This is a genomic window from Mycoplasmopsis mustelae, assembly GCF_004365095.1.
Lineage (GTDB): Bacteria > Bacillota_I > Bacilli_A > Mycoplasmatales > Metamycoplasmataceae > Mycoplasmopsis > Mycoplasmopsis mustelae.
This window is the reverse complement of the sequence record NZ_SOCN01000001.1, coordinates 392,345-416,991: the sequence shown is the minus strand read 5'-3', so window position 1 is coordinate 416,991 and position 24,647 is coordinate 392,345. Positions and strand designations below refer to the sequence as shown.

Below are 24,647 nucleotides of genomic sequence, written 5' to 3'. Positions count from 1 at the left end.
TCTATGTTATCATAGTATCACTTCTAAGTTTAAATTTTATTAAAAACCTTAATTGTTACTATTTTCCTCTTCATTTGTTAAATTAATTAAATCATCTAAATTTTGTGGTTTTGATACTTCTTTTTGTTCTACATCGTTTTTTGGTGGTAATTCCAAATGTTTTGCTATATATGCTATTTCTTCAGCAATAATTGTTTCTTTTTCTAATAATAATGTTTTAATTAATTCTAACAATTTTGTATTTTCTCGTATTGTTTCAGCAGCTCTTCTTTGTGCTTCTAAAATAATTTTTCTTATTTCTAAATCTATTTCATGACTCACTTGATTTGATAAAGTAGAATTTGTAGCTAATGTTTTACCTAAAAATGGACTACCACCTTCTTCGTGATATTTAATCGGCCCTAAATCACTCATCCCAAATTCTGTAACCATTCTTCTAGCAATATTTGTTGCTTTTTCTATATCATCTGAAGCACCTGTTGAAACATTATCTTTTCCATATATAAATTCTTCAGCTGCACGACCACCCATAAAACTTGCAATGGTTGCTAACAATTCTTCTTTTGTATAGTTATATTTTTCATTTTCAGGCATCATTAAATTATAGCCACCCGCTTGACCACGTGGAATTATAGTAATTTTTTGTACTTTATTTCCACCTGGGATTCTAATTCCTACAACAGCATGTCCTGCTTCATGGTATGCTACTGCAGTTAATTCTTCTTTAGTAATTGTTCTTGATTTCTTAGCTGGTCCTGCCATTACACGATCTATAGCTTCATCAATAATTGGTAATGTAATTAATTCTGATCTTTCTCTAATTGATAATAATACAGATTCATTTATTACATTTTCAAGTTGCGCACCAGAAAAACCTGGGGTGCGTCTTGCAATATTTTTAAATTCTATATCTGATGAAAATCTTTTACCTTTTGCATGTAATTTAAGAATTTGTTCTCTTTCTGAAACATCTGGTAAACCTACAGTAATTATGCGATCAAAACGTCCCGGTCTAGTTAAAGCAGGATCTAAAACATCCGTTCTATTAGTTGCGGCAATAAATAATAATCCAGAATTTTCTTTAATACCATCCATTTCAACTAACAATTGGTTTAATGTTTGTTCTCTTTCGTCGTGTCCTCCACCGATACCCGAACCTCTAGTTCTACCAATTGCATCTAATTCATCTATAAAAATAATTGCTGGTGAATTTTTTCTAGCTTCAGCAATAACTTGTCTTACTCTTTTTGCACCCATTCCAACAAATAACTCAACAAAGTTAGATGCTGAAACAAAGAAAAACGGAACATTTGCTTCTCCTGCGGTCGCCTTTGCTAATAATGTTTTACCAGTTCCCGGAGGACCACCTAATAAAATTCCGTGTGGCATTCTTGCCCCAGAATCTTGATATTTTTTAGGATTTTTAAGATAATCAACTATTTCTGAAATTTCTTCAATTGGTTCCCTGTTTCCTGCTATATCAGAAAATTTTTTATCTGATTTAATAATTTGTGCCGGACTCTTATCACCAAAACCTGTACCTTGACCTGACATCATCTTCATTTGTGCTCTATAAATAAAGTAGATGATAGCTATCAATAACAATGTAGGAATTAGTGAAATAAATATTGATAATCATATATTTTGTTTTGGTGCAGCAATTCCTATTATTCCACCTTTAAGTGTATCATTAACTGCATCAATATTAGTATTTGAGACAAACATATCATTTAATGTAGTAGTAGAAGAACTAAATTTTGGATTTTGACTCAATATAGTTTTAAATACTTCAAAACTTCCATAGGTTATATAATTTGTCCTAATATATGATCCATTATCTAATTTTGTAGAATGAACTGTTGCAGTAATTGTATTTGAAAAAGGATCTACTCTAAAAGTTTCAAAATAATTAGCATCAGTTTTATCTTTCGCTGCATCATAAGCTAATTGACTTAATCTTGTTAATGAAATTTGAACCTCATTACTTCTATTTAAAAAATTGTTTAAAATAAAGTATAAAGCAAGACCAACTAACACAAGTGCTATGACTATTAATCATATATTTCTTTTTTTAGTCATTTTTCTCCTTATATTTTAATATTATAATGTTTTTTTAATTTATTGAACTATAAATATTTGTCCCTTTTTCTTACTTAAATAGTTTTTTTCATCTAATTTAAATTTGCTTGTTCTGTTTTTAGATAAAATAAACTGTTTTAAAGCGTTAATTTTATTTTTTGATAATTCAATGTTAGTAAAATTATAGTGAATTAATTTAAAAATAACTTGATCTTTAAATTTAAAATATTCAAAAATTTCTTGTTTAAAGTTTGCTTCTCTTCATATTTTATACTCTATATTTGCTTTATTATCAATTTCTTTTATTTTCTTATTTTTTAAATATATATTATATAAAATTCATAGTTTTCTTAATTTTGTAAGTTCTTTATTTTGTTTTCTAATTATATTTCTTGCATATTTACCAGTATTATTACTTGAATCAATATAATATGGTATTTTATATCGAATACATTTTTTTAGTATGGTATCTTTAAAATATCTAAAAAGTAAGGGTCGATAAATATTCATTCCATATAAAAATATTTTTTTTTGCATCCCTAAATGTGAATTTATACGATTATTTGAATTTTGTAATTGGGCTGTTTCCAAATAATCATCTAAATTATGTGCCACTAATAAAACATTACAATTATACTTATCATAAATTTTTTTAAAAAATTGATACCTTATTTCTCTCGCTCAATTTTGAAAATTTCCTTTACTATAGTCTTCTTTTTTTAAAATTAATTTTTCTAATGTTAAATTATATTTTTTACAAAAATTAGTTACCGTTTTTTCATCTTTAATTGAATCTTCACGTTGATTATAATTCACGTGCGCAACTATGATGTTTTTATTTTTATATTTATTTAATAAAAACATACTATCAGCACCACCACTAACTGCGATTAAATATTTTTTATATTCCATTATTTTTTTTATTAAATTTATTCATCACTGTATTTATATCATTAAAACCATAAGAAATTGCAGCATCAGCGGAAACATTAATTATAGGTCTTAAAATTTCTATTTCAATTAAACTAAATTTTCCTAAAACAAAATCTTTCAATTCACCTTGAAACGGCACTTTTATACCAATACGTAATCTTTTAAAACTTTCACTATTTAACAATTCAACTATATTTTTAACTCCATTATGACTTCCACCAGAACCACCTATTTTTATGGTTGCTTTACCTAATTCATAATCTTTTTCATCATGTATTACCATCACATCATCTGGTTTAATTTTAAAAAAAGCACAGAGTTGAGAAATAAACTGACCTGATAAATTCATAAAAGTTAAAGGTTTTGCAATAATAATATCATCTATCTTTGCAAATTCTCCCTTAAATTTATTTTTATTTAAAGTAATATTTAATTTTCTACAAATTTCATCAATAACTAAAAATCCAACATTATGTCTCGTATATTTATATTCTATACCAGGATTTCCTAAACCAACTATCAACTTCATTTTATCCTTTTAATAATTTTTGCATATTTGTATGTATTTCTTTTTTTTCTCTAAATTGTGGAATTAAAATTTTAGAATATAAATCTCTTACAGGTGAAAAAATTCATAATTCAGAAATTGCTCTTGAAACTGCTGTATAAACTAATTTACGACTTAACATGTGTTTATAATTATGATTTATTACAAAAATAACAGCTTTAGTTTCACTTCCTTGAAATTTATGTACCGTAATTGCATAAGCTAAATTAATTTCGTTAACAAAGTCTTCTTTAGTATATGAAACCAAAATTTCTTTATTTGCTTGTTTGAACAAGACATCTATAATTGTTTTTCCTGCAACTACTTTACTTCCTTGTATATAGCCAATATCTCCATTTGAAATATTATTATCATATCTATTTACTAATTGAATAACCTTGTCACCAACACGATAATTTAATTTATATTCAACAAAATTATTAGTATATACTATTTCACCTCTAGGATTATAAACACTTTGTATTAATAAATTTATTTTATTTATTCCATATAAACCACGATACATAGGACATAAAATAATCGAATCATTTATACCATATTTTTTTAACATAATTTTAAATAATGAAATTATATCTTTTTCAAAATTACGATAGATTACTAAATTTACATGTTTTTGCTTTTTAGAAAGACCAATTCAATTATTTCAATCGTTTTCATAATAAAGTAAATCTTTATAATTAAAATTATTTTCTAAATCTTTTAAATTAAAAATTTTTAATTTAGATAAATAATTAATAATTTCTTGTTTATATTTTACATTTTTATAATTACCAATGTAATTTATACAATCAAAATATTCCTTAATTTCTTCTGAATCACTACGATAAAATTTCTTTAATATAGTTATTTTAAATTGATTGCTATTAATCAAATCATTCAAAATATAACCGGGTCCAATCGCTGGTAATTGATCTTTATCCCCTAATAAAACTAATTTTTCCAAATTTTTACAACTAATTAACAATTTATAAAATAAATTTATATTAACCATACTAAATTCATCAATAATTAATATCTTTGCGTTTTCAACTTCTTCATTTGCTTGTAATTTTTCTTTATCATCTTTTATACCTAAAAAACTATGTATAGTTCGTGTAGTAAAATGACCCTTTGTAGACAGATTTGAAGCCGCGCGACCTGTTGGTGCTAAAATAAAAAAATCTTGTTCTATTTTATATTTATTTTGTCTTAAGGTAGTATAAAAATGTTTTATTAAACTACTTTTTCCTGTTCCAGGATTACCGGAAATTATAGAAATATTATTATTTAAAAAAGCAAAATATCCTTCTTTTTGTTCGTCTGATAAATAATTCAAAACATCATCTTTTTCTGGTTTCAATTCTTTAATAGAATTCATTTTTAATTCATTAAGTTTTTTTACAATAAACTCTTCTTTTTGTTTTATTTCAAGACGACAATACATAAAATGATCTTTAATTAAAAAATTTTCATCAATTAATTTTTCTAATACTTTTTTAATTAAATCTTTATTTTCAGGTTCTTTCAATAAAGTCATTTTTTTTAAAACTAAATCTATAATATCTTTTTCAAAAATAAAAGTTGAATTTTGATCTTCTAAATCTGTTAAAGCATTATAAATAAATGCTTTAATTCTTTGTATAGATAATAAATGATAACCTAATAATAAAGCAAATCGATCGATATCATCAAAATTATATCCATCTTTTATATATAACTGATAAGGATCTATTTCTTTATATTTTTTTATAAAATCTATTAAATCACTTTGAAATTTAGTTTTTAAAAATGTATATAAATTAATTAAATCATTACCATAAAAAAATTCTATATTTTTTTTATAACTTTCTGATTCATTTAAAAAAGCTTCAGTAATTTTTTTAATTGTTTTTTTATTTAAATCATAATAATTAATCGCACTTTTTATTTGAGTTTCAGTTAAAATTGATTTTAATAAATTTATATTATTTTCTACATCATCTAATAACGTAAAGAATTTCCGACCAATTTGATCATATATTTTTTTAACAGTAATAATTCCTATTTTAGGTATTTTAGCAATATGTTGTTTTATTTCTATATCCACATCTACTATTTCAATTACAGGAATATAAGAAGTCAAAGAAAATGATCTTCTATTATCTCTAGAAATAGATTCTAGATAAGTAATTTCATATTTTTTAAATAATTCTGGAATATTTTTTCTTACATAAATTATTTTGCGTTCTTTTTTATTACTTGATTCAAAAACAAACAAAGCTCAACCTTGTTTTTCACCTCCAGCAAGAATTTTTGTAAATTTTCCTATGCTTTTTTGATCTGAATTTTTTAATTGAATATCAGTCATAATTAATATAAATTATACTTTTTTATTTTTAAAATATTATGATTACTATTAATATAAGTTATTCACAAATTTTTAAAGATTTATATCAATAGTTATTAACAATAGAAAAACATATGTTAATAACTATCAAAATAACTTATTTTTAGATAAAAAAATTGTGAATTGTAAATACTTTAAGTTGTTACTTATTCTTTATTAATAACAATTTAAAGTAGATAAATTTTATTACTTTATAATATTAACTATGTTAAATGATAACTTAAAAAACCAAGACAATAACGAAGAAGTAAAATTAACATCATTAACCGAACAATTAAAAGATTATTTAAGGTTAGAAATCATTGATGAAATTATTTGAAGAACATTTTTTTTAAAAATGAATATTATTGATCTTAAAGATAATATTGCAACTATTTATTTTCCTTTAGAACAAGAAAGTACACTTACTTTATTACAACACCAAGAATTAAAAGAACCTTTAGAAAAAGCAATTAAAGAAATTTTAGGTGAAAAAATTATATATAAACTTACTATAAAAAATAAAGACTTATATCAAAAAGAAATAAAAGAAGAAGAAAAAAAAATAAATAGTAAAAATATAACAAAAGATGAAAAAAAACGTTTAATAAATAATTATAAACCTGATTACACTTTTGAAAACTATATGAAAGATGGATTTAATAAAGATATAGTTGAATTTTGTGAATCTTTAATTAATAAAGAAAACAATATTTTTCGCGTTTATATTTCAGGTAGTTCAGGAATTGGAAAAACACATTTATTAAATGCTATTGGTAATTCATTTAAAAATAAAGGTAAAAAAGGTTTATATATATCTCCACACTCTTTTAGTAGGGAAATTTCTAATTTAATATTAGAAAATAATGTAATTAAAATAAGTAATATAATAAATTATTTATGTAGTTTAGATTTAGTTTTATTTGATGATTTTCAAATATTTGGTGAAGGTAAAAAAAGTCAAACAAAAATTTTTATTTATCAAATTATTGACGGTAGAATGTTAGCAGATAAATTAACTGTTTTTGCTTCTGAATTAGATTTAAATGATTTAGAAAACTTATTTGAAAATAAAATTACAACAAGAATACGAGATGGTTTTATCGGAAAAATAAAAAAACCAAATGAAAACGAGATGTATAACTTATTAAAGTTTGTTTTAAATAAAGAAAATTTTGATTTTAGTTTATTAGATGAAAATTCAAAACAATTTATTATAAAAAATCATTTTTCTTCTATCAGAGCATTATTAGGAGCTGCTAAAAGATTATCTTTTTCTAAAAGTAAAATTTTAAATGCTAATTATGTATACGATGTTGTAAAGAAAATTTTTGAAGATGTAGTAAGAGAGCAAGTTGAAATTAATCCTGATACTATTATTAAAACTGTTTCTAAATACTATAGAATCTCAGAAAAAGAAATTTATGGTTCATCTAGAAAAAAAGAAATTGTTATAGCTAGACATATTGCAATTATTTTAGTAAATAGTTTACTAACACTTTCATCCACAGAAATAGGTAAAATATTCAAAAAAGATCACACAACTATTTTAAATGCATTAAAAAAATTTAACAATGAAAACTATGATAAATCTATTCAAGAGACAATTGATTTATTATCTCGGGAAATAAGAGGCTTTAAATAACAACAAAAATACATTTTATTAAGTTGTGAATAATTTTAAAAAGTTATAAAAAGCATTAATTTATATTATAAATTTAAACTTTTTATCATTTTTATAAATAATTAACAAAACATAATATTTATATTTTAGGAGAAATATGAAATTTATAATTTCTAAAAAAATTATTGATCAAAGTATTGATTTTCTTTCATTATTTAATGATAGTAATGACGTTTATGTTCCTTTTCGTGGAATTTTATTTAAAATAAATTCAGAAAATTTAACTTTAATTTCTGCCAAAAACAATTTAGCTGCACGTAAAATAATTAGAATTGATGAAAAAAATTTAACAGTTGAAGAACCAGGAATATTTTTATTAAATTCGAGCTTATTAAAAAATATTATTAAAAAATTTGATGATAAAATAACTTTTCAAAGTATAGGACAAAATATAAAAATATTTGATAAAAATACTAAATATACTTTAACTACATTAGATGCAGATAGATATCCATTTATTAATTTTGATTTACAAAAAAATAAATTTACTGTAAATTCAAGAAAATTTGAGAATACTATAAATAATGTATTTATTTCTACAAATCAAAACACAGAAAGAAATAATGGACTATTATATAAATGTATAAATATAAAAAGTAATAAAAATAAAGAAATTAGAATGACAGCGACAGATAGTTTTAGATTATCTTCAGAAGTTTTTAAAATAAATGAAGAAATAAATTTAGATGTATCTGTAGAAGCAAAAAATTTAAAAAAACTTTTTATGAAGGATATGCCTGAAGAAGTAACATTTTTCTACGATGAAGAAAAAATAGGTGTGTTATATAAAGACATAGTTATACATAGTAACCTATCAAAACTAACTTATTTAAATATTGATAATTTTATAAAACCCATTTATTCTAAATCTTTGGTTATAAATAGAGATGAATTTTTAAAATTAATAAATAAAGTAGTTTTCTATAATTCAGATAAAATAAGAAGATTACAATTTAATATATCTAAAGAAGAACTAAAATTAAGTTTTGAAGTTCCTGAGATTGGTATTTCAAATGCTTCTACTTCAAATATTATGTATAATGGTGAAATATTAGATATTGATTTGGATTTTCAATTTATTAAAGATGCTGTTTCAGTATTTCCTAATGGTAATATTCATTTAAATATTAGCGAAAGTAATGATAGAATTTATGTTCTTGCAAATAATAATGAAAGTCATATTCAATTAATAACACCAATAAGAAGGTATTAATATGATAGTTAAAATAAAAGGTAATACTATAAAACTAAGTCAGTTTCTTAAAAAAATAGATGAAATAAACACTGGTGGGCAATCAAAGTATTTTATAAAAGAAAATGAAATAAAAATAAATGGTAAGATTCCTAAAGGAAGATCATCTAAAATAAAACCTGGAGATATCATTTGAATTAATGATCAATTAATTAAAGTAATATCTGAATAATGTGGAAATAATTCCACATTTTTTTATAATTTTTATTAATTAATCTTAAAATTTAATATTACTTAACATATTTTGCTAAAATAAAAATAGATATATAACGAAAGGAGGTTTTAATGAAGTATGATGTTGTAATTGTAGGTGGTGGAATTATTGGTTCAAGTATCGCTTATGAATTATCACAATACGATTTAAAAACCATATTATTAGAAAAAAATCCAGTTTTTGCTGATGAAACAACCAAAGGAAATTCTGGTGCAATTCATGGTGGGTTTGATCCTGAACCACATAAAATAGAAGCTAAATTAAATGTTTTAGGCAATCAACTATGAAGAGATAAAATTTTTAAAGATTTAGAATTTCCTAGAGTTCAAGTAGATTCATTAATTTTAGCTTTTAATGAAGAAGAAATGAAACACGTTCATATGTTATATGAAAGAGGTTTAATAAATAAAGTTCCTAAAGAATTTTTAAAAGTTATTGATCGTAAAGAAGTTCTTAAGCGTGAACCTAACGTTAATCCTAACGTTTTAGGGGCTCTATTATGTACAAGTTCTTGAGCTATTGATCCTGTTAGAGCTACATGAGCTTTTTTAGGAGCTAGCGAACAAAATGGAACAGAACTTAGAAATAATGCGTCAGTAGAAGATATAAAATTTAAAAATAATGAATTTGAAGTTACATTAGCTAATAGAGAAAAGATATATTCTAAAGTTATAATTAATGCAGCAGGACATTATGCTGATATTTTAGCAGCTAAAGCAGGATATCCTGATTTTAAATTAACTACAAGACGTGGTGAATATAGAATTTTGGATCGTTCTGAAGGTGGCATTGTTAAATCAATATGTTTTAAAGTTCCTACAATTCATGGTAAAGGTGTTATTGTTGCACCTATGTTGGATGGTCATATTTTGGTTGGTCCAACAGCGCAAGAAGGTGTACCAAAAGATGAAACCAGAGTTGTAACAAAAGAAATGTATGATTTTATTGGAAAAATAGGAAAAGAAATTATTCCTTCGATAAAATTAGAAAAAACTATTATGACTTTAGCTGGTTCAAGACCAATTGATATAGAAACAAATGATTTTATTATTAAAGCTGCAAAAGATAATAAATGTTTTATTAATGCTGCAGGTATGCAATCACCGGCTATTGCTTCTGCGCCAGCAATTGCTATAGAAATATCGAAATTAGTAGAAAAAGCAGGATTACAGTTAGTTAAAAAACCAGATTTTAATCCTAAATATAAAGTTAGATTTTAATTAGAAAGTAGAATTTATGTTAGATAAGTTAAAAGGACTAACCTGAAAACAAATTGTTGCTTTAATTATTTTAGCAGCAGCTGACGTTTTTGTTATTGCTGCTCCTTACTATATTAAAAATATTATTCCTAACTTACACTTATATTTAAATATCAGAGAAGATCAAGTAGCTACATTAACTTCTATTATTGGTTATGTAACTCTGATAACCCAACTACCGGGTGGATTTTTAGCAAATAAATTTAGTTCAAAAGTATTATTATTTATTGCTGTATTTTCTACTGGTTTAATAACCTTTTGATTTGGAGGGGTTATATGATATTCTAGTAGTTTAAATCCAAATAATTTATTTATTCAATATTCAATTATATTTGGTTTGTGAGGTGTAAGTTCTACATTAGTTTTTTGGACTCCTTTATGAAAATTAGTTTCTCAACAAACAACTAAAGAAAATCAAGGCTTAGCGTATGGTATTCAAGGCACTGCTAATGGTCTAATTGGTTTATTATTTGTATTCTTTATTGGTATTTTGATTACTACTTACTGAGTACCAATTTATGATAAAGTAGCAGTAGGATTAAATAAAAATGTTCCTTTTGCTGTTTATGCATTTTTAATTGCATCATTTTTGATGGTAACATCAGTTATGGTATTGACTTTAGTTCCTGAAAAGTGAATTGAAAAAAGCACTGAAAAATTAACATGAGAAAGATTTAAAAAAAGCATAATTCAAGTATGAAATGCATCTAAAAACTGAAAATTATGAGCTTTATCAATCTTTGTTATGGGAATGTATACATTCCAATCGGTTTTTGCTTATTATTTAGTTCAATTAATGCAAAATGCTTATTTAGCACCAGTAATTTTGGTTACGATTTTAGGTGGAGTTAGATCTTATGGTTTAAGAACTTTAATTTCAACCTTTGTAGGTAGATGAGCAGATAAATTTAGATCATATATTTTATTTTTAATTATTACTACATTTATAGGTATTATTATTTTAGGAGCAATTATTTTATTTGGATTTATTCCTAATAAATATAATATTTGAGTAATAGTTTTAAGTAGTATTTTATTTATTTGTGCTGGTATTTTATCTTGAGTAATGGTTACTTTAAGATATACACAAATTGGTGAAATTCATCTTGAAAAGAATTCTTATGCTTCATCGGTTGGAATTTTATCATTCATAGGATTTTCAACTGACGCGTGATTATATCAAATCACAGGAGCGATAGGTTCAAAATATACTGAAGTGGGTGGAAAAAATACGTCTGCTACTGGTTATCAAATAATTTTAGTTGTTTGTTTAGCGGTTGCGATAATTGGATTGTTAGCAGGTTTGATAGTACATATTTCAAACACAAAGGAATTAAAGAAACTCGGTAAAACAAATTATAGATGGAGAACTTTAGAAAATGAGTAAAAGACAATTAATTTTAGGACACAGAGGATATTCCGGAATAGCACCCGAAAATACAAGATTAGCATTTGAAATGGCATATCAATATTCCTTTGACGGGGTTGAATTAGATGTTCATTTAACTAAAGATAAAGAATTAGTTATTATTCATGATGAAACTACAGATCGAACAGCTTTAACTAAAAAAGAAATTGAATTTAGCAATCTTGCAGATCTTAAAAAAGATGATCATTCAAAATTTTTTAAATTAAAAACAAAAAAACAAGAAATATTAACCTTAGAAGAATTTTTAGATTCTTACCTTGATTTATTTGAAATAATTAATATTGAAATTAAAACTGATCAAAAAGAATACAAAGGGATTGAAGAAAAAATACATGCTTTATCAGAAAAATATGGGCAAAAATACTTTGATAAAATTGTATTTTCTTCATTTAATTTTCAAACTCTTAGAAATATGAGAAAACTTAGTTCAAAATATAAATTAGGATTTTTATTTTGAACTCAAACTCAATTTAAATCAGTATCTTTAGATGAAATTAAAGCAACTTGTCAATTTTTAAATCCATGAACAGTTTTATATGATAAAAATAAAAAACTTTATAAAAAAAATGGAATTCCTTTAATGTTATGAACTTTAAAAGATAAAAAAAAGTTTGATGAATATGCTAAAGATGATTTAGTACATACACAAATTAGTAATTATAAATTTGAAAAATAAGGATATTATGAAAGATAAATATATTATTACATTAGATTCTGGAACAACATCTTGTAGAAGTTTAGTTGTTGATCACGATGGTAATATTAAATCAAGTAATCAACACGAATTTACACAATATTTTCCAAAATCTGGTTGAGTAGAACACGACGCATTAGAAATTTGAAATACTCAATTAACTACAATGCAAAGTGCTAAAAATCAAGCAAAACTTAAATCAGAAGATATTGCTGCAGTTGGAATTACTAACCAGCGTGAAACAATAGTTTTATGAGACAAAGAAACAGGAATACCTGTTTATAATGCAATAGTTTGGCAAGATCGTAGAACAGCGGAATATTGTGAAGAATTAATTTCACAAGGGTATGCTGATATGTTTCAAAAGAAAACAGGATTAATTGTTAATCCTTATTTTAGTGGAACAAAAATTCGTTGAATTCTAAAAAATGTAGTAGAAGCAGAAAAAAAACTAAAGCAAGGAAAATTATTAGCTGGTACCATTGATACATGGCTAATTTGAAAATTAACAGATGGAAAAGTACATGCAACCGATGTTTCTAACGCTTCTAGAACTTTATTGTTTAACATTCATACTTTACAATGAGACCAAGAAATACTTGATTTATTAGAAATTCCAAAAGAAATTTTACCTGAAGTAAGATCTTCATCAGGTCATTTTGGTTTTGTTGCACCTTATAATTGATCTAATACCGCAAAAGGAAAAGTTCCAATTACAGGAGTTGCAGGAGATCAACAATCAGCATTATTTGGTCAATTATGTACTGAAGTAGGAATGGTTAAAAATACCTATGGTACAGGATGTTTTACTTTAGTAAACACTGGAAATACAGCAATAGAAAGTAAAAATAAATTATTAACTACTATTGCTTGAAAATTAGGTGATGAAAAAGTGGTTTATGCATTAGAGGGTTCGGTTTTTGTGGCTGGTGCAGCTATTCAATGATTAAGAGATTCGATTAGACTTTTATATAATGCAGCTGAATCAGATTTTTTTGCTTCATTAGTTAATGATGATCAAAGAGTTTATGTAGTTCCATCATTTACCGGTTTAGGAGCACCATATTGAGACTCATATTCACGAGGAGCAATTTTTGGTTTAGAAAGAGGAACCAAACGTGAACACATCATTAAAGCAACTTTAGATTCAATTGCATATCAATCAAACGATTTAATTAGTGCAATGCAAAAAGACTTAGGGAAACCAATTGTTGCTTTAAAAGTAGATGGTGGTGCTTCTAAATCTAACCATTTAATGCAGTTTCAATCATCTATTTCACAACTTGAAGTTGTAAGACCTGCTAATATTGAAACTACAGCGATGGGAGCATCTTATTTAGCCGGTTTAGCAGTTGGATATTGAAAAGATTTAAATGAATTAAAACAAATTGTTAAAGTTGATAGAGTATTTCAACCGCTATTAACACAACAAGAAATTTCAAAGTTACTTAAAGGTTGAAAAACTGCAGTTTTAAAAACTTTAAATTGAACAAAGGATATAGAATAACAAATGGAAATTAATACTACAGCATATTGATTAATGGTTTTATCAGAATTTTTAGGAACAATGGTTTTAATTATTTTAGGTAATGGTGTAAATTACAGTGTGTCAGCACGTAGAATGTTTGCAAATCAATCAGGAAAATGAATTGTAATTATTTTTGGTTGAGGAATTGCAGTATTTTGTGGTGTGATTGTTTCATTAGCATTAGGTGGTGAAGCACATCTTAATCCAGCGGTTACGTTATTTAAAACAATATCATCCAAAAATCCTGCTTATTTAATATGAATTATTTTTCAAATTTTTGGAGCAATGTTTGGACAAATTGTTTTAAATTTCATTAATTGAAAACATATTCAAGAAACAGAATTAGCAATTATAAGAAGTGCACATTGTACTGGACCTGCTTTTAATAATAAAGAAAAATCTACTATATTTAATTTTTCTTATGAATTAGTGGGAACATTAATGTTAGTAGGGGTAATTTTAGCTTTTGGTAAAGGACTTAATAATTTAGGTTCTTTAGGTCCATTGCCAGTTACATTATTAGTTGTAGGAATTGGTGCTTCATTAGGGGCTTCTACTGGTTATGCAATTAATCCGGCTAGAGATTTTGGACCAAGGGTTGTATATACATTGATGGAGAAATTTTTACTTAAATCTAGAAAAAGTGAACATATTACTGGAAACTGAAGTTATTCATGAGTTCCTGTTTTAGCACCATCTACTGCAGGAATAATTATTGGTTTATTTGGATTAATTTAATTAAATAAAAGAAAGAAGTATTTAAATGAAAAAGATTCTTAATCGTACTGAAGATATTGTTTCAGAAATGATTTCTGGTATTATTAAAACTAATAAAAATCTTTTAAAAGTACCAGAATTTAATGTTGTTTATAATAAAAATTTTAATAAAAAGAAAGTTGCCTTGATAAGTGGTGGTGGTTCAGGTCATGAACCCGTACATATAGGTTATATAGGTAAAGGAATGCTAGCAGCAGCGATTGCAGGAGAAATTTTTACTTCACCTACTCCAGATCAAGTAGAGGCAGCTATCAATTCAGTAGATTCACAAAAAGGAACTTTATTAATAATTAAAAACTATACTGGAGATCGTCTTAATTTTGAAATTGCACAACAATTAGCACAAGCAAACGGAAAACAAGTTGAAACTGTATTAGTAGACGACGATGTTGCTGTAGAAAATTCTACATATAGCATCGGTCGTCGTGGTATTGCAGGAACAGTATTTGTACATAAAATAGCTGGTGCAAAAGCAGAAACGGGTGCTGAACTATCAGAAGTTAAAAGAGTTGCTGAAAAAGTAATTGCAAACGTGCGTTCGTTTGGTATTTCATTAAATTCAGTATATATTCCATCAACTGGTAAGCAATCATTTACATTAGCAAATAATGAAATTGAATTTGGGTTAGGTATTCATGGAGAACCTGGGATAAAACGTGAAAAAATTAAATCATCTAAAGAAATTGTTAAAGAAATGGTAGATCTAATTTTAGAAGATTTAGATTATACAAACTCAGAAGTAGCATTAATGGTAAATGGTTTAGGTGGAACCCCAGAAATGGAATTATTTATAGCAGCAAATGATATACATAATTATTTACAAACCAAAAATATAACCATTTACAGTAGTCATGTTGGTAATTTTATGACTTCGTTAGAAATGCAAGGATTTTCTATTTCATTACTGAAATTAGATACTGAATTAAAAGAGTTATTAGATCAACCAACTGAGGTAAAAAATTGGAAGTAAAATTTAAAAATTTTGTTTTAGGTATTCAAAACTTAACCAAAGATTTAAAGCAAAACGAAGATTTTTTATCAACACTAGATCAAAATATTGGTGATGGTGACCATGGTGTTAATATGGTGCGCGGTTTTGTTGAAGTAGAGAAAATTGCCTGAGAAAATCAAAATTTAAATGATTATTTAAATTTAATTGGTAGAACTTTATTAGCTAAAATTGGTGGTGCTTCTGGGCCACTTTATGGTATGAGTTTTATAAATACTGCTAATAATCTTAAAGAACATTCTGAATTTATGTTTAATGAATTTAAAATTTTAGTTGACTCTTTTTGTAAAACTTTGGAAACACTTGGTAGAGTTCAATTAAAGGAAAAAACGATGTATGATGTATGAAAACCATTACAATTACGTCTACAAAATTCAGATTCATTAGATAAGTCAAGCTTAATTAATTTTGTTTTAGAATGTGCTAATTCAACTAAAAATTTATTAGCAACCAAAGGTAGAGCATCATATCTTAAAGAAAGATCGATTGGGACAATTGATCCAGGATCTTATTCAAGTTATTTAATACTTAAAAACTTAATAGAGATTTTATAATGAAATTATTTATAATAATTTCGCATTACTTAAGATTATCACAAGCTATTAAAGAATATTTAACAAAAATGTTAATTCAAACCGACAATGTAAAAATAGAAGCAATAGGTGGTTTAGAAAATGGAGAAGTATTAGGAACTCAACCTTTAGAACTATTAGAAGTTATTAATAATTATCCTAATATTAATGAAATTTTTATATTTCCTGATTTAGGTTCTGCTTCTTTAACCGCTGAAAGCATTACATCCATGTTAAATAATAAACAAATTTATATTAGTCGCGGTGGAATTGTTGAAAATACTTTTGCAGCATATGTTTTAGCAAATTCTGGTGCAGGTTTTCAGGAAGTTGTAGACGCTTGTAAAGAACCAATCATAAAATAAATAAAAATGACAACTACGATAAGTTGTCATTTTTATTTATAATATTTATTAGATAAGCAAAAAGTGGATATAAATTAAACTTTATAGTATTTATTTTTATCATAAACGTTGCTACAGACTTTGATTATTTTGATGAAATTATTTTTGACTTAATTTAATATATTAACATGAAAATTAAAAAATAAACTTTGTTTTTAAAAAGTTTGTATTTAGTTCTTTTTTAGTTTGTTTAATTAAAAATTTTTATATATATAATGAAACCTCATTATTTATTGATTAAGAAAACAAATAAAAAAGTTTATAATTATAAATAATTTTATATATGTAGAGAGGCAAAGATGTTAAAAATTTTGGATCACCCTTTGATAAAAATTAAATTAACAAAATTACGCGATGAAAATACTTCGCATAAAGAATTTAGAAGTAATTTGAATGAAATAGCTTCGTTAATGGTTTATGAGATTATGAGAAACTATCAAACAAAACCAAAAAAAATAATTACTGCTTTAGGTTCTGAATTTATAGGACACACATTTTTTAATGAAATCGTTTTAGTACCGATTTTACGTGCTGGATTAGGAATGACTGAAGGTTTACTTAATTTAATTCCACAAGCACGAGTAGGACATATTGGAATGTATCGTAATGAAAAAACTCTACAACCACATGATTATTATTTCAAAATGCCAGATGTGCCTAGAGATAGTTTAATTATTGTAGTTGATCCGATGCTAGCTACTGGCAACTCTGCAGTGGATGCGATATCTAAGATTTCAAAAGAGGGTTTTACAAATATACAATTAGTTTGTTTAGTTGGTGTTAAAGAGGGTGTTGATAATGTTTTAAAACACTTTGGAAAAGATTTTAATATATATTTATCATCTTTAGATTTAAAATTAAATAAACACGGTTATATTGAACCAGGGTTAGGTGATGCAGGAGACAGGATTTTTGGAACGAAATAGGAGATAAATGTCTAATTATAATTTTAATGAAATAGAAAAAAAATGACAAGATTTTTGGTTAAAAGAAAAAAAATTTGAACCAATTGATAATTATTCTTTGCCTAAAAAATATATTGTTAGTATGTTTCCATATCCGAGTGGAAAAATTCATATGGGACATGTCAAAAACTATGTTATAAGTGATGCAATGGCTAGATTTTATCGTAGAAAAGGTTTTAATGTTTTTCATCCGTTTGGTTGAGATGCGTTTGGCCTTCCTGCTGAAAATGCAGCTATTCAAAATGGTATACATCCTAAAAAATGAACATATGAAAACATAAAAAAAATGGATGATGAACTAAAAAAACTTGGGTTATCTTTTTCTTGAGATCAAGAATGTGTGACAGCTGATGAAAGTTATACGAAATGAGAACAATTTTTATTTATTGAATTTTGGAATAAAGACCTAATTTATAAACAAAAAAGTATATTAAATTGATGTGAAAAAGATAATACAGTTTTAGCGAATGAACAAGTTTTAGATAATAAATGTTGACGCTGTAATTCTAATGTTATTCAAAAAGAAATGGATACATATTATCTAAAAATTACCAAATACGCAGACGAACTTTTAAAAGACTTAAATGGGCTAAAAAATCATTGACCTCAACAAGTTTTAACAATGCAGAAAAACTGAATCGGGAAGACAGAAGAATATAAATTAACATTAGAAGTTATAGAAAATAAATTTAAATTTAATATTTTTGAAGAATCATTTCAAAAAATTATTGATGCAGATTTTGTTGCAATAAGTTTTAGACATCCATTAGTTCAAAAACTTAGGAAATTAAATTATTTTTCAAAAAATGATGAACAAAAGTTAGATGAAATAAATAATAATGTAATTAACAAAATTTTTGGTAAGAAAATTTGTATTAAAACTCCTTATTCAACTATAAATCCCGTATCAAACAAAATATTGAAAATTTATATAACAGATTTTGCTAGTTTTAATCTAAGTAAAAATGTGAAATTTGCAAGTCATAAAGACGAGATACAAAAAAGCTTTATGATTTTTAACAAAATTGATTTTGATGAATTAAAAAATAAAAATGTATTATTAGAAAGTAGTTTAGAAAAAGAAGTTCAATTTAATTTAAAAGATTGAGGTATTTCGAGACAAAGATATTGAGGAACACCAATACCCTTAATTAATTGTTCAAAATGTGGTACAATCCCTGTAGATAAAAAAGAATTACCTATCTTATTACCTGAAAAAGTTGAATTTACAGGTAATGGAAATCCAATTTTAACGAATTCATCTTGAATAAATATAAATTGTCATATTTGTGGGAGTAAAGCAAGAAGAGAAACAGATACACTTGACACATTTTTTGAATCAAGTTGATATTTTATGCGTTATACCACACCTGCCAAAAAAAGAGATTCACTCATTTTTGATCCTGAAAGCATAAAATATTGAAATCAAGTAGATGAATATATTGGTGGAATTGAACATGCTATTTTACACCTTCTTTATGCTAGATTTTTTACAAAAGCTATTTCCGATATTGGTTTAATAAATTATAGAGAACCATTTTTAAATTTATTAACACAAGGCATGGTTTTAAAAGATGGAAACAAGATGTCTAAATCAAAGGGTAATGTAGTTGAACCTAGAGAGATGATAAATAAATATGGAGCTGATGCAACGCGTTTATTTGTGTTTTTTGCGGCACCACCTACTAAAGAACTAGAATGAAGTGATTCTGGATTAAATGGATGTTTTAAATTTTTAAACCGTTTAAGTGATAGAATTCTTGAAATTCCTAAAAATACCCAATTAAAATCATTTGATTCAAATAAATTAATAAGTCAAGAAAAGAAAGCTAGAAGAAAACTATATTTAACTTTACAAAAATTTTTAGATGTATTTAATAATAGAGATAATGAGTTTGCATTTAACACAGTAATTGCTTCAGTGATGGAAACATTTAATGAATATGAATCAATTACAAATATTGAGTTATTAAAAGAAATGTTTTATGTAATTTTAAATGTTTTAGAACCTTTTACACCACACATTTCATGAGAATATTCAAAAAAATATTTCAATTTAAAAAATTTAAGTAATTTTGAAATTGACAAAACCGCGTTATTAGAAGATGAATTTAGTTATGGTATTACAATAAATGGAAAAGTTCGTGCAGAAATAACAGCATCAAAAGATGTAAATGAAGAAGAAATTCTTAAACAAGCGGAAATAAAGATTAGCAAATGATTAGATGGTAAAACTATTGTGAAGAAAATCTTTATACCTAAAAAAATAATTAATTTTGTAATTAAATAAGGAGAAAAAATGCCGAAAGAAAAAAATTTATATCCATTACTTTTAACAGAAATTAAAAATCTCTCATTTCCACAAGGGATTCACCAAATTGAAGTAGATTATGTAACTGTTAAAGATTCTGGATTAATTGCTCTAAGTGGTGATAATGATAAATTTGTTATAGCATATTCAAATAAAGATTTTAACATTCAATCAAAAGCAGTTTTTGCTAAATTAGTTGAAATTGCACCAGCTTCAACAAAATCTAATACAATAAAATTTATAGTGACTTATATTAATTTAGGTTTCTTTAATTTAGATCAATGTGGAGCTGTTAAAGTAAAATTAACACCAGAGAAAGCAATATATTTTCCAGAGACATTTGTTAATTTTGAAAATTTAGTTCCAGAATTAAATAATACTCTTGGTAAAGATGAGGGGTGATTTACTGTTTGTTATGGTGATATTAAATTCATTTTAAATAAAGAGGAAGCTGAATTAAAAAATGTTGGTGAATATTTTCCTAATGATGCAGAATTAGATGTTATGCTAGCTACAATTCAAGGTATTAAGGATAGTGATAATATTCCAGTGGTAAAAGATTCATTTTCTACTGAAATAATTTTTACAAATAAACCTTGAGAACCAAAGAAAAGATATAAATTTAAAGAAATACTTAAATTAATAGATCAAAAATATTTAAATATTTCAAAATTATCAACAAAAGAAGAAAAGATAAAATATTTATTTTCTGTTTTATCATTTATTTCATTTAAGTTTAAATTCAAATTAGATTTATATAATAATTTTAACTCTATAAGTGTAATGGATTTATTAACAGATCTTTCTAATTTTTTAGGTCAAAATATAAAATATGAAACCGACATGACAGAAAAAATGACTCAAAAACTAGCTGGACAACATAAAGAATTTATTTTAAGAGAAAAGATGAAATGAATTCAAGATGAACTTGAAGAAATGAATCTTTCTCCAAATGATGAAGATGAATATACAAAAGAATTAAAAGATTCAGTTAAGAAAAATAAATATCCAGAATCAGTTAAAAAAATAATTGCCGATGAATCTAAAAGAGCAAACGAGATGATGGCAACATCACCAGAAGCAAACATTTCTAAAACTTATGTAAATTATCTTAAAAAACTTCCTTGAAGATTAACTCAAACTGAAATTTTAGATATTAATAGAGCTAAAAAAACTCTTTCTAAATATCACTATGGATTAGAAGAAGTTAAACAAAGAGTTTTAGAATATATCGCCGTTATTATTAACACTGAAGAAAATAAAAAAGACAAAGAAAATAAATTTCCTTACGATAAAGATTTAGAAATCGATATGAATTTATTTAAAGAAGATAAAAAACAAAATAGTAATACATTTAACAATGTTCCAATTATTTGTTTAGTGGGACCTCCAGGGACAGGAAAAACTTCACTTTCTAAAGCTATTGCTGAATCTTTATCTAGAAAATTTGTAAAAATTTCATTAGGTGGGGTCCACGATGAAAGTGAAATTCGTGGGCACAGAAGAACTTATGTAGGTGCAATGCCTGGAAAAATAATTAAAGGAATTATGCAGTCAGGTGTTTCAAATCCGGTTGTTTTATTAGATGAAATTGATAAAATGGCTTCAACAAACAAAGGTGATCCTGCATCAGCGATGTTAGAAGTTTTGGACCCAGAACAAAATACTAAGTTTCAAGACCATTACTTAGAACATGAATATGATTTATCAAAAGCTATATTTATCGCAACAGCTAATTATTATGAAAATATACCACCTGCATTGATTGATCGTGTCGAAGTTATTGAATTGTCTGCTTATACATTAACTGAAAAACTTAATATTGCTAAAGAACACTTAATGCCAAAAGTGACAGAACAAGTTGGAGCAGACAAGAAATTTCTTAAAATAGACACTGAAACAATGAAATATATTATTCAAAATTACACCAAAGAAGCTGGTGTGCGCGGATTAAAAAGAATTTTAGATAAATTAGCCAGAAAATTTGTTTATAAAAAATTAGAACTCTCAGATAATAAAACTAAGCAATTTGAAGTTAGAATAAAGGATTTAGAAGAACTTTTAGGTCCTGCTAAATATAAGGAAAATGATAATGATGATTATCAAACTCCGGGTGTTGTCAATGGATTAGCTTATACTTCTGTCGGTGGAACAACATTACAAATAGAAGTTAATACTTATTCAGGAAAAGGCGAAATTAAATTAACAGGTTCTTTAAAAGATGTTATGAAAGAATCTGCAAATATTTCACTTTCTTATGTAAGAGCCAATGCAGAAAGATATGGTATTAAAGATTTTGATTTTGATAATACCACAATTCATATTCACGTTCCAGAAGGTGCTGTTCCAAAAGATGGGCCAAGTGCAGGTGTTACATTTACTACTGCATTAATTTCTTCTTTATCAAAAAGGGTAGTTCCATCAAATATTGGAATGACCGGTGAAATAACCCTTAGAGGTAAAGTTTTAGACATTGGTGGTTTAAAAGAAAAATCATTTGCTGCTTCTCAAAAGAAACTAAAATATGTATTTATACCTGCAGGTAATATAAAAAATTTATTTGATGTTCCTTTAGAAATTAAAGAAAATATAACTTATATACCTGTTTATAATTATGATGAAATCTATAATGTTGTATTTGAAAAACAAAAGCCTAAGAAGGAATTAAAATTTAAAGAATAGTGAAAAAACACTTTAACGAAAGAACTTTTACATTCTTTACTATTAATTTTATTGTCGGCCTTGGTTTTCTTACAACTATTTCAGAAGTAGTAGATACAGGACTTTGAGGATATTTAATTATAGGATTATGTATCTTAACAGTAACTGGTACCGGTCTAGTTTTCTCTAGGATGGGTAATGCATTTAAGGATCACTATGGTGGTTCATATTCGTACGCAAGACATTTAGATAGTACTTTATTCGAAGAACAAAATCCGAACGAACCACGAAAAATAAAATTAAAAAAACAAATAATCAAAAGTTTTTGTTATTTTGTTGGATGAAATCAATTTTTACAATCACCGGTATTATCATCGATTTCTCCTTTATTTTTATCAACTACATTTGAATTAGTCATTCCTAAAGAAGTTAACAATTTTTATACTATAATATGAACTATAAGAATTACAGCTTTTGTATTTTTTGGTGCTTTAATTTTAGTTTCTACTAAAGGTTTAAATGTTAATACTAAGATTATTTATATGACTTCATTAGTAAAATGAGCTTTTCTTGGTATAGGGTTATTTATTTTGCTTTTTAATGTTATTTCAAAATCAGATCAAGCGTTTTTAGATTTATCTACACAAGCAGAAACTAAAGGAATTAAGGCAAGTTTGATATTTGCGAATGTGCTATTGTTCATTTTTGCATTTGCCGGAATAGAAGATATGGCATCAATGATCAAAGATGTAGAATTTAAAAATTTTCGTAAAATTCTATTTATATCTCTTGGGATAGTTGCTGTTATTTATTTAGTGTTTTATACATTGTTATTAGCAGGTAGATCTATTTTAGGTACAGAAATATCTAAAATTTACTATATTGCAATCGGTTATGCGGGTACAGTTATATTTGTATTAGGTTTTATATTTAATGATATAGGATATAAAATTACACAAACCGTTGCAACAGCAAGAAAGTTAATTCCATTAGCTTTAGATAACCATATTAATCCGAACTATGCTAACCATAACAAACACGGTGAATATCGTAATGCTATTATACTAACGGCTATTATTACATTTATATCAATGATCATTTTATGACTTATACCTACATTATTAAGTAATGATACATCAGAAAAAAATCCTTATTTTATAGCAGTTATAAATGTGAATAGTGTCGCATTATTAATTGAAGATGCACTAACTACAGTTATTGCTTTATTGTTAGAAAAAAGAAAACAAATAGCAAAAATTCCTTTGTGAGAAAAAATTATTTATATTACTAATATCTTATGAATTTCTACTTTAGTTATTTTAGTATTGGTTCCAGAAATATTGGGTGATAGTTGAAATCAAAGTAATACATTTACCGTTGTGGTTTATCTAGCATTTATCTTGATTGGTTATATGATAAAATGACACTGAACTTTTAAACAAAAAAGACAAAAAATTAAGATTAGAAGTAAAAAAAAAGAAATCCGCTTAATTATAAGGAAAAATTATGCAAAAGAAAACAAAAGAAGAAAGATTAAGAGAACTTACAGAATTACAATATAAAGTAACTCAAGAATCCTTTACAGAAAGACCATTTACTAATGAATATGATAAACACTTTGAACCAGGAATTTACGTTGATATAGTTGATGGTACACCTTTGTTTAAGTCGGAAGATAAATTTGATTCAGGATGTGGTTGACCTGCTTTTTCAAAACCAATTCAGGATAATGTTGTATTTAATGTTGCTGATTATTCACATAATATGGTAAGAACAGAGGTTAAAAGTTTAAATGCGGACTCACATTTAGGACATGTTTTTAAAGATGGACCTAGAGAATTGGGTGGGTTAAGATATTGTATTAATTCTGCTTCATTAAGATTTATTCCAGTTGATAAATTAGAACAAGAAGGATATGGAGAATATCTCCAATTATTTAAAAAATAAAAGAAGGCACCAAGTTT

Annotated in this window: 19 protein-coding genes and 1 pseudogene; 16 read left to right on the top strand and 4 right to left on the bottom strand. The window is 25.5% G+C overall.

Annotation, left to right across the window (positions count from 1 at the left end; translation table 4 throughout):
• Nucleotides 1-48 precede the first annotated feature (48 nt).
• Genes ftsH through BCF59_RS01785 form a run of 4 tightly spaced genes read right to left on the bottom strand, consistent with a single transcriptional unit; the run spans nt 49 to nt 5,906 of the window.
• Nucleotides 49-2,079 carry an ATP-dependent zinc metalloprotease FtsH gene (gene ftsH / locus BCF59_RS01800; RefSeq protein ID WP_134110657.1) on the bottom strand — a complete coding sequence of 677 codons (2,031 nt, stop codon included), beginning with the start codon at nt 2,077-2,079 and terminating at the stop codon, nt 49-51.
• Nucleotides 2,080-2,118: 39 nt separating this feature from the next.
• Nucleotides 2,119-2,991, bottom strand: coding sequence for a tRNA lysidine(34) synthetase TilS (gene tilS, locus BCF59_RS01795; protein ID WP_134110655.1), 873 nt, complete (start codon nt 2,989-2,991; stop codon nt 2,119-2,121).
• On the bottom strand, nt 2,981-3,541 hold the full coding sequence (gene pth, locus BCF59_RS01790; RefSeq protein WP_134110653.1) for an aminoacyl-tRNA hydrolase: 561 nt from the start codon (nt 3,539-3,541) through the stop codon (nt 2,981-2,983). The genes tilS and pth overlap by 11 nt, the downstream gene beginning before the upstream one ends.
• Nucleotide 3,542: 1 nt before the next feature.
• Nucleotides 3,543-5,906, bottom strand: a complete 2,364-nt coding sequence (locus tag BCF59_RS01785; RefSeq protein WP_134110651.1) for an AAA family ATPase — start codon at nt 5,904-5,906, stop codon at nt 3,543-3,545.
• 244 nt (nt 5,907-6,150) lie between these two features.
• Between BCF59_RS01785 and BCF59_RS01780 the strand changes: the two genes are divergently transcribed.
• The 16 genes and pseudogenes from BCF59_RS01780 (at nt 6,151) to msrB (ending at nt 24,630) form a co-directional block, all read left to right on the top strand.
• Complete coding sequence (locus BCF59_RS01780; RefSeq protein WP_134110649.1) at nt 6,151-7,569, top strand: helix-turn-helix domain-containing protein; 1,419 nt, start codon at nt 6,151-6,153, stop codon at nt 7,567-7,569.
• Between the two features lie 136 nt (nt 7,570-7,705).
• Entirely contained in the window at nt 7,706-8,821 is a 1,116-nt protein-coding gene (locus BCF59_RS01775; protein WP_134110647.1) for a DNA polymerase III subunit beta, read from the top strand.
• Nucleotide 8,822: 1 nt separating this feature from the next.
• A complete protein-coding gene (locus tag BCF59_RS01770; RefSeq protein WP_134110645.1) occupies nt 8,823-9,032 on the top strand; it encodes an RNA-binding S4 domain-containing protein in 210 nt (69 codons plus the stop codon).
• 113 nt (nt 9,033-9,145) lie between these two features.
• Entirely contained in the window at nt 9,146-10,294 is a 1,149-nt protein-coding gene (gene glpO, locus BCF59_RS01765) for a type 2 glycerol-3-phosphate oxidase (protein WP_134110642.1), read from the top strand.
• Between the two features lie 16 nt (nt 10,295-10,310).
• On the top strand, nt 10,311-11,720 hold the full coding sequence (locus BCF59_RS01760) for an MFS transporter (RefSeq protein ID WP_134110640.1): 1,410 nt from the start codon (nt 10,311-10,313) through the stop codon (nt 11,718-11,720).
• Nucleotides 11,713-12,438, top strand: a complete 726-nt coding sequence (locus BCF59_RS01755) for a glycerophosphodiester phosphodiesterase family protein (protein ID WP_134110638.1) — start codon at nt 11,713-11,715, stop codon at nt 12,436-12,438. Before BCF59_RS01760 ends, BCF59_RS01755 begins: the two co-directional genes overlap by 8 nt.
• Nucleotides 12,439-12,442: 4 nt before the next feature.
• Nucleotides 12,443-13,963, top strand: coding sequence for a glycerol kinase GlpK (glpK, locus tag BCF59_RS01750; protein WP_208317604.1), 1,521 nt, complete (start codon nt 12,443-12,445; stop codon nt 13,961-13,963).
• Between the two features lie 3 nt (nt 13,964-13,966).
• Nucleotides 13,967-14,722 (top strand): MIP/aquaporin family protein, encoded by a 756-nt coding sequence (locus tag BCF59_RS01745; RefSeq protein WP_208317579.1) that lies wholly within the window; start codon nt 13,967-13,969, stop codon nt 14,720-14,722.
• Between the two features lie 25 nt (nt 14,723-14,747).
• Nucleotides 14,748-15,731: a dihydroxyacetone kinase subunit DhaK gene (gene dhaK, locus BCF59_RS01740; RefSeq protein ID WP_134110634.1), complete on the top strand. Its 984-nt coding sequence runs from the start codon at nt 14,748-14,750 to the stop codon at nt 15,729-15,731.
• Nucleotides 15,722-16,324, top strand: coding sequence for a dihydroxyacetone kinase subunit DhaL (dhaL, locus tag BCF59_RS01735; RefSeq protein WP_208317577.1), 603 nt, complete (start codon nt 15,722-15,724; stop codon nt 16,322-16,324). The genes dhaK and dhaL overlap by 10 nt, the downstream gene beginning before the upstream one ends.
• Nucleotides 16,324-16,707, top strand: coding sequence for a PTS-dependent dihydroxyacetone kinase phosphotransferase subunit DhaM (locus BCF59_RS01730; RefSeq protein WP_134110633.1), 384 nt, complete (start codon nt 16,324-16,326; stop codon nt 16,705-16,707). The genes dhaL and BCF59_RS01730 overlap by 1 nt, the downstream gene beginning before the upstream one ends.
• A gap of 338 nt (nt 16,708-17,045) precedes the next feature.
• On the top strand, nt 17,046-17,672 hold the full coding sequence (gene upp, locus BCF59_RS01725) for a uracil phosphoribosyltransferase (RefSeq protein WP_134110631.1): 627 nt from the start codon (nt 17,046-17,048) through the stop codon (nt 17,670-17,672).
• A gap of 7 nt (nt 17,673-17,679) precedes the next feature.
• On the top strand, nt 17,680-20,001 hold the full coding sequence (locus tag BCF59_RS01720; protein ID WP_134110629.1) for a class I tRNA ligase family protein: 2,322 nt from the start codon (nt 17,680-17,682) through the stop codon (nt 19,999-20,001).
• Nucleotides 20,002-20,595: 594 nt separating this feature from the next.
• Nucleotides 20,596-22,704: pseudogene (gene lon, locus BCF59_RS01715) on the top strand (endopeptidase La); the annotation flags it as partial.
• Nucleotides 22,704-24,245 (top strand): APC family permease, encoded by a 1,542-nt coding sequence (locus BCF59_RS01710; RefSeq protein WP_134110625.1) that lies wholly within the window; start codon nt 22,704-22,706, stop codon nt 24,243-24,245. The pseudogene lon and the gene BCF59_RS01710, both read left to right, overlap by 1 nt.
• Entirely contained in the window at nt 24,190-24,630 is a 441-nt protein-coding gene (gene msrB / locus BCF59_RS01705) for a peptide-methionine (R)-S-oxide reductase MsrB (RefSeq protein WP_134110623.1), read from the top strand. The genes BCF59_RS01710 and msrB overlap by 56 nt, the downstream gene beginning before the upstream one ends.
• Nucleotides 24,631-24,647 lie beyond the last annotated feature (17 nt).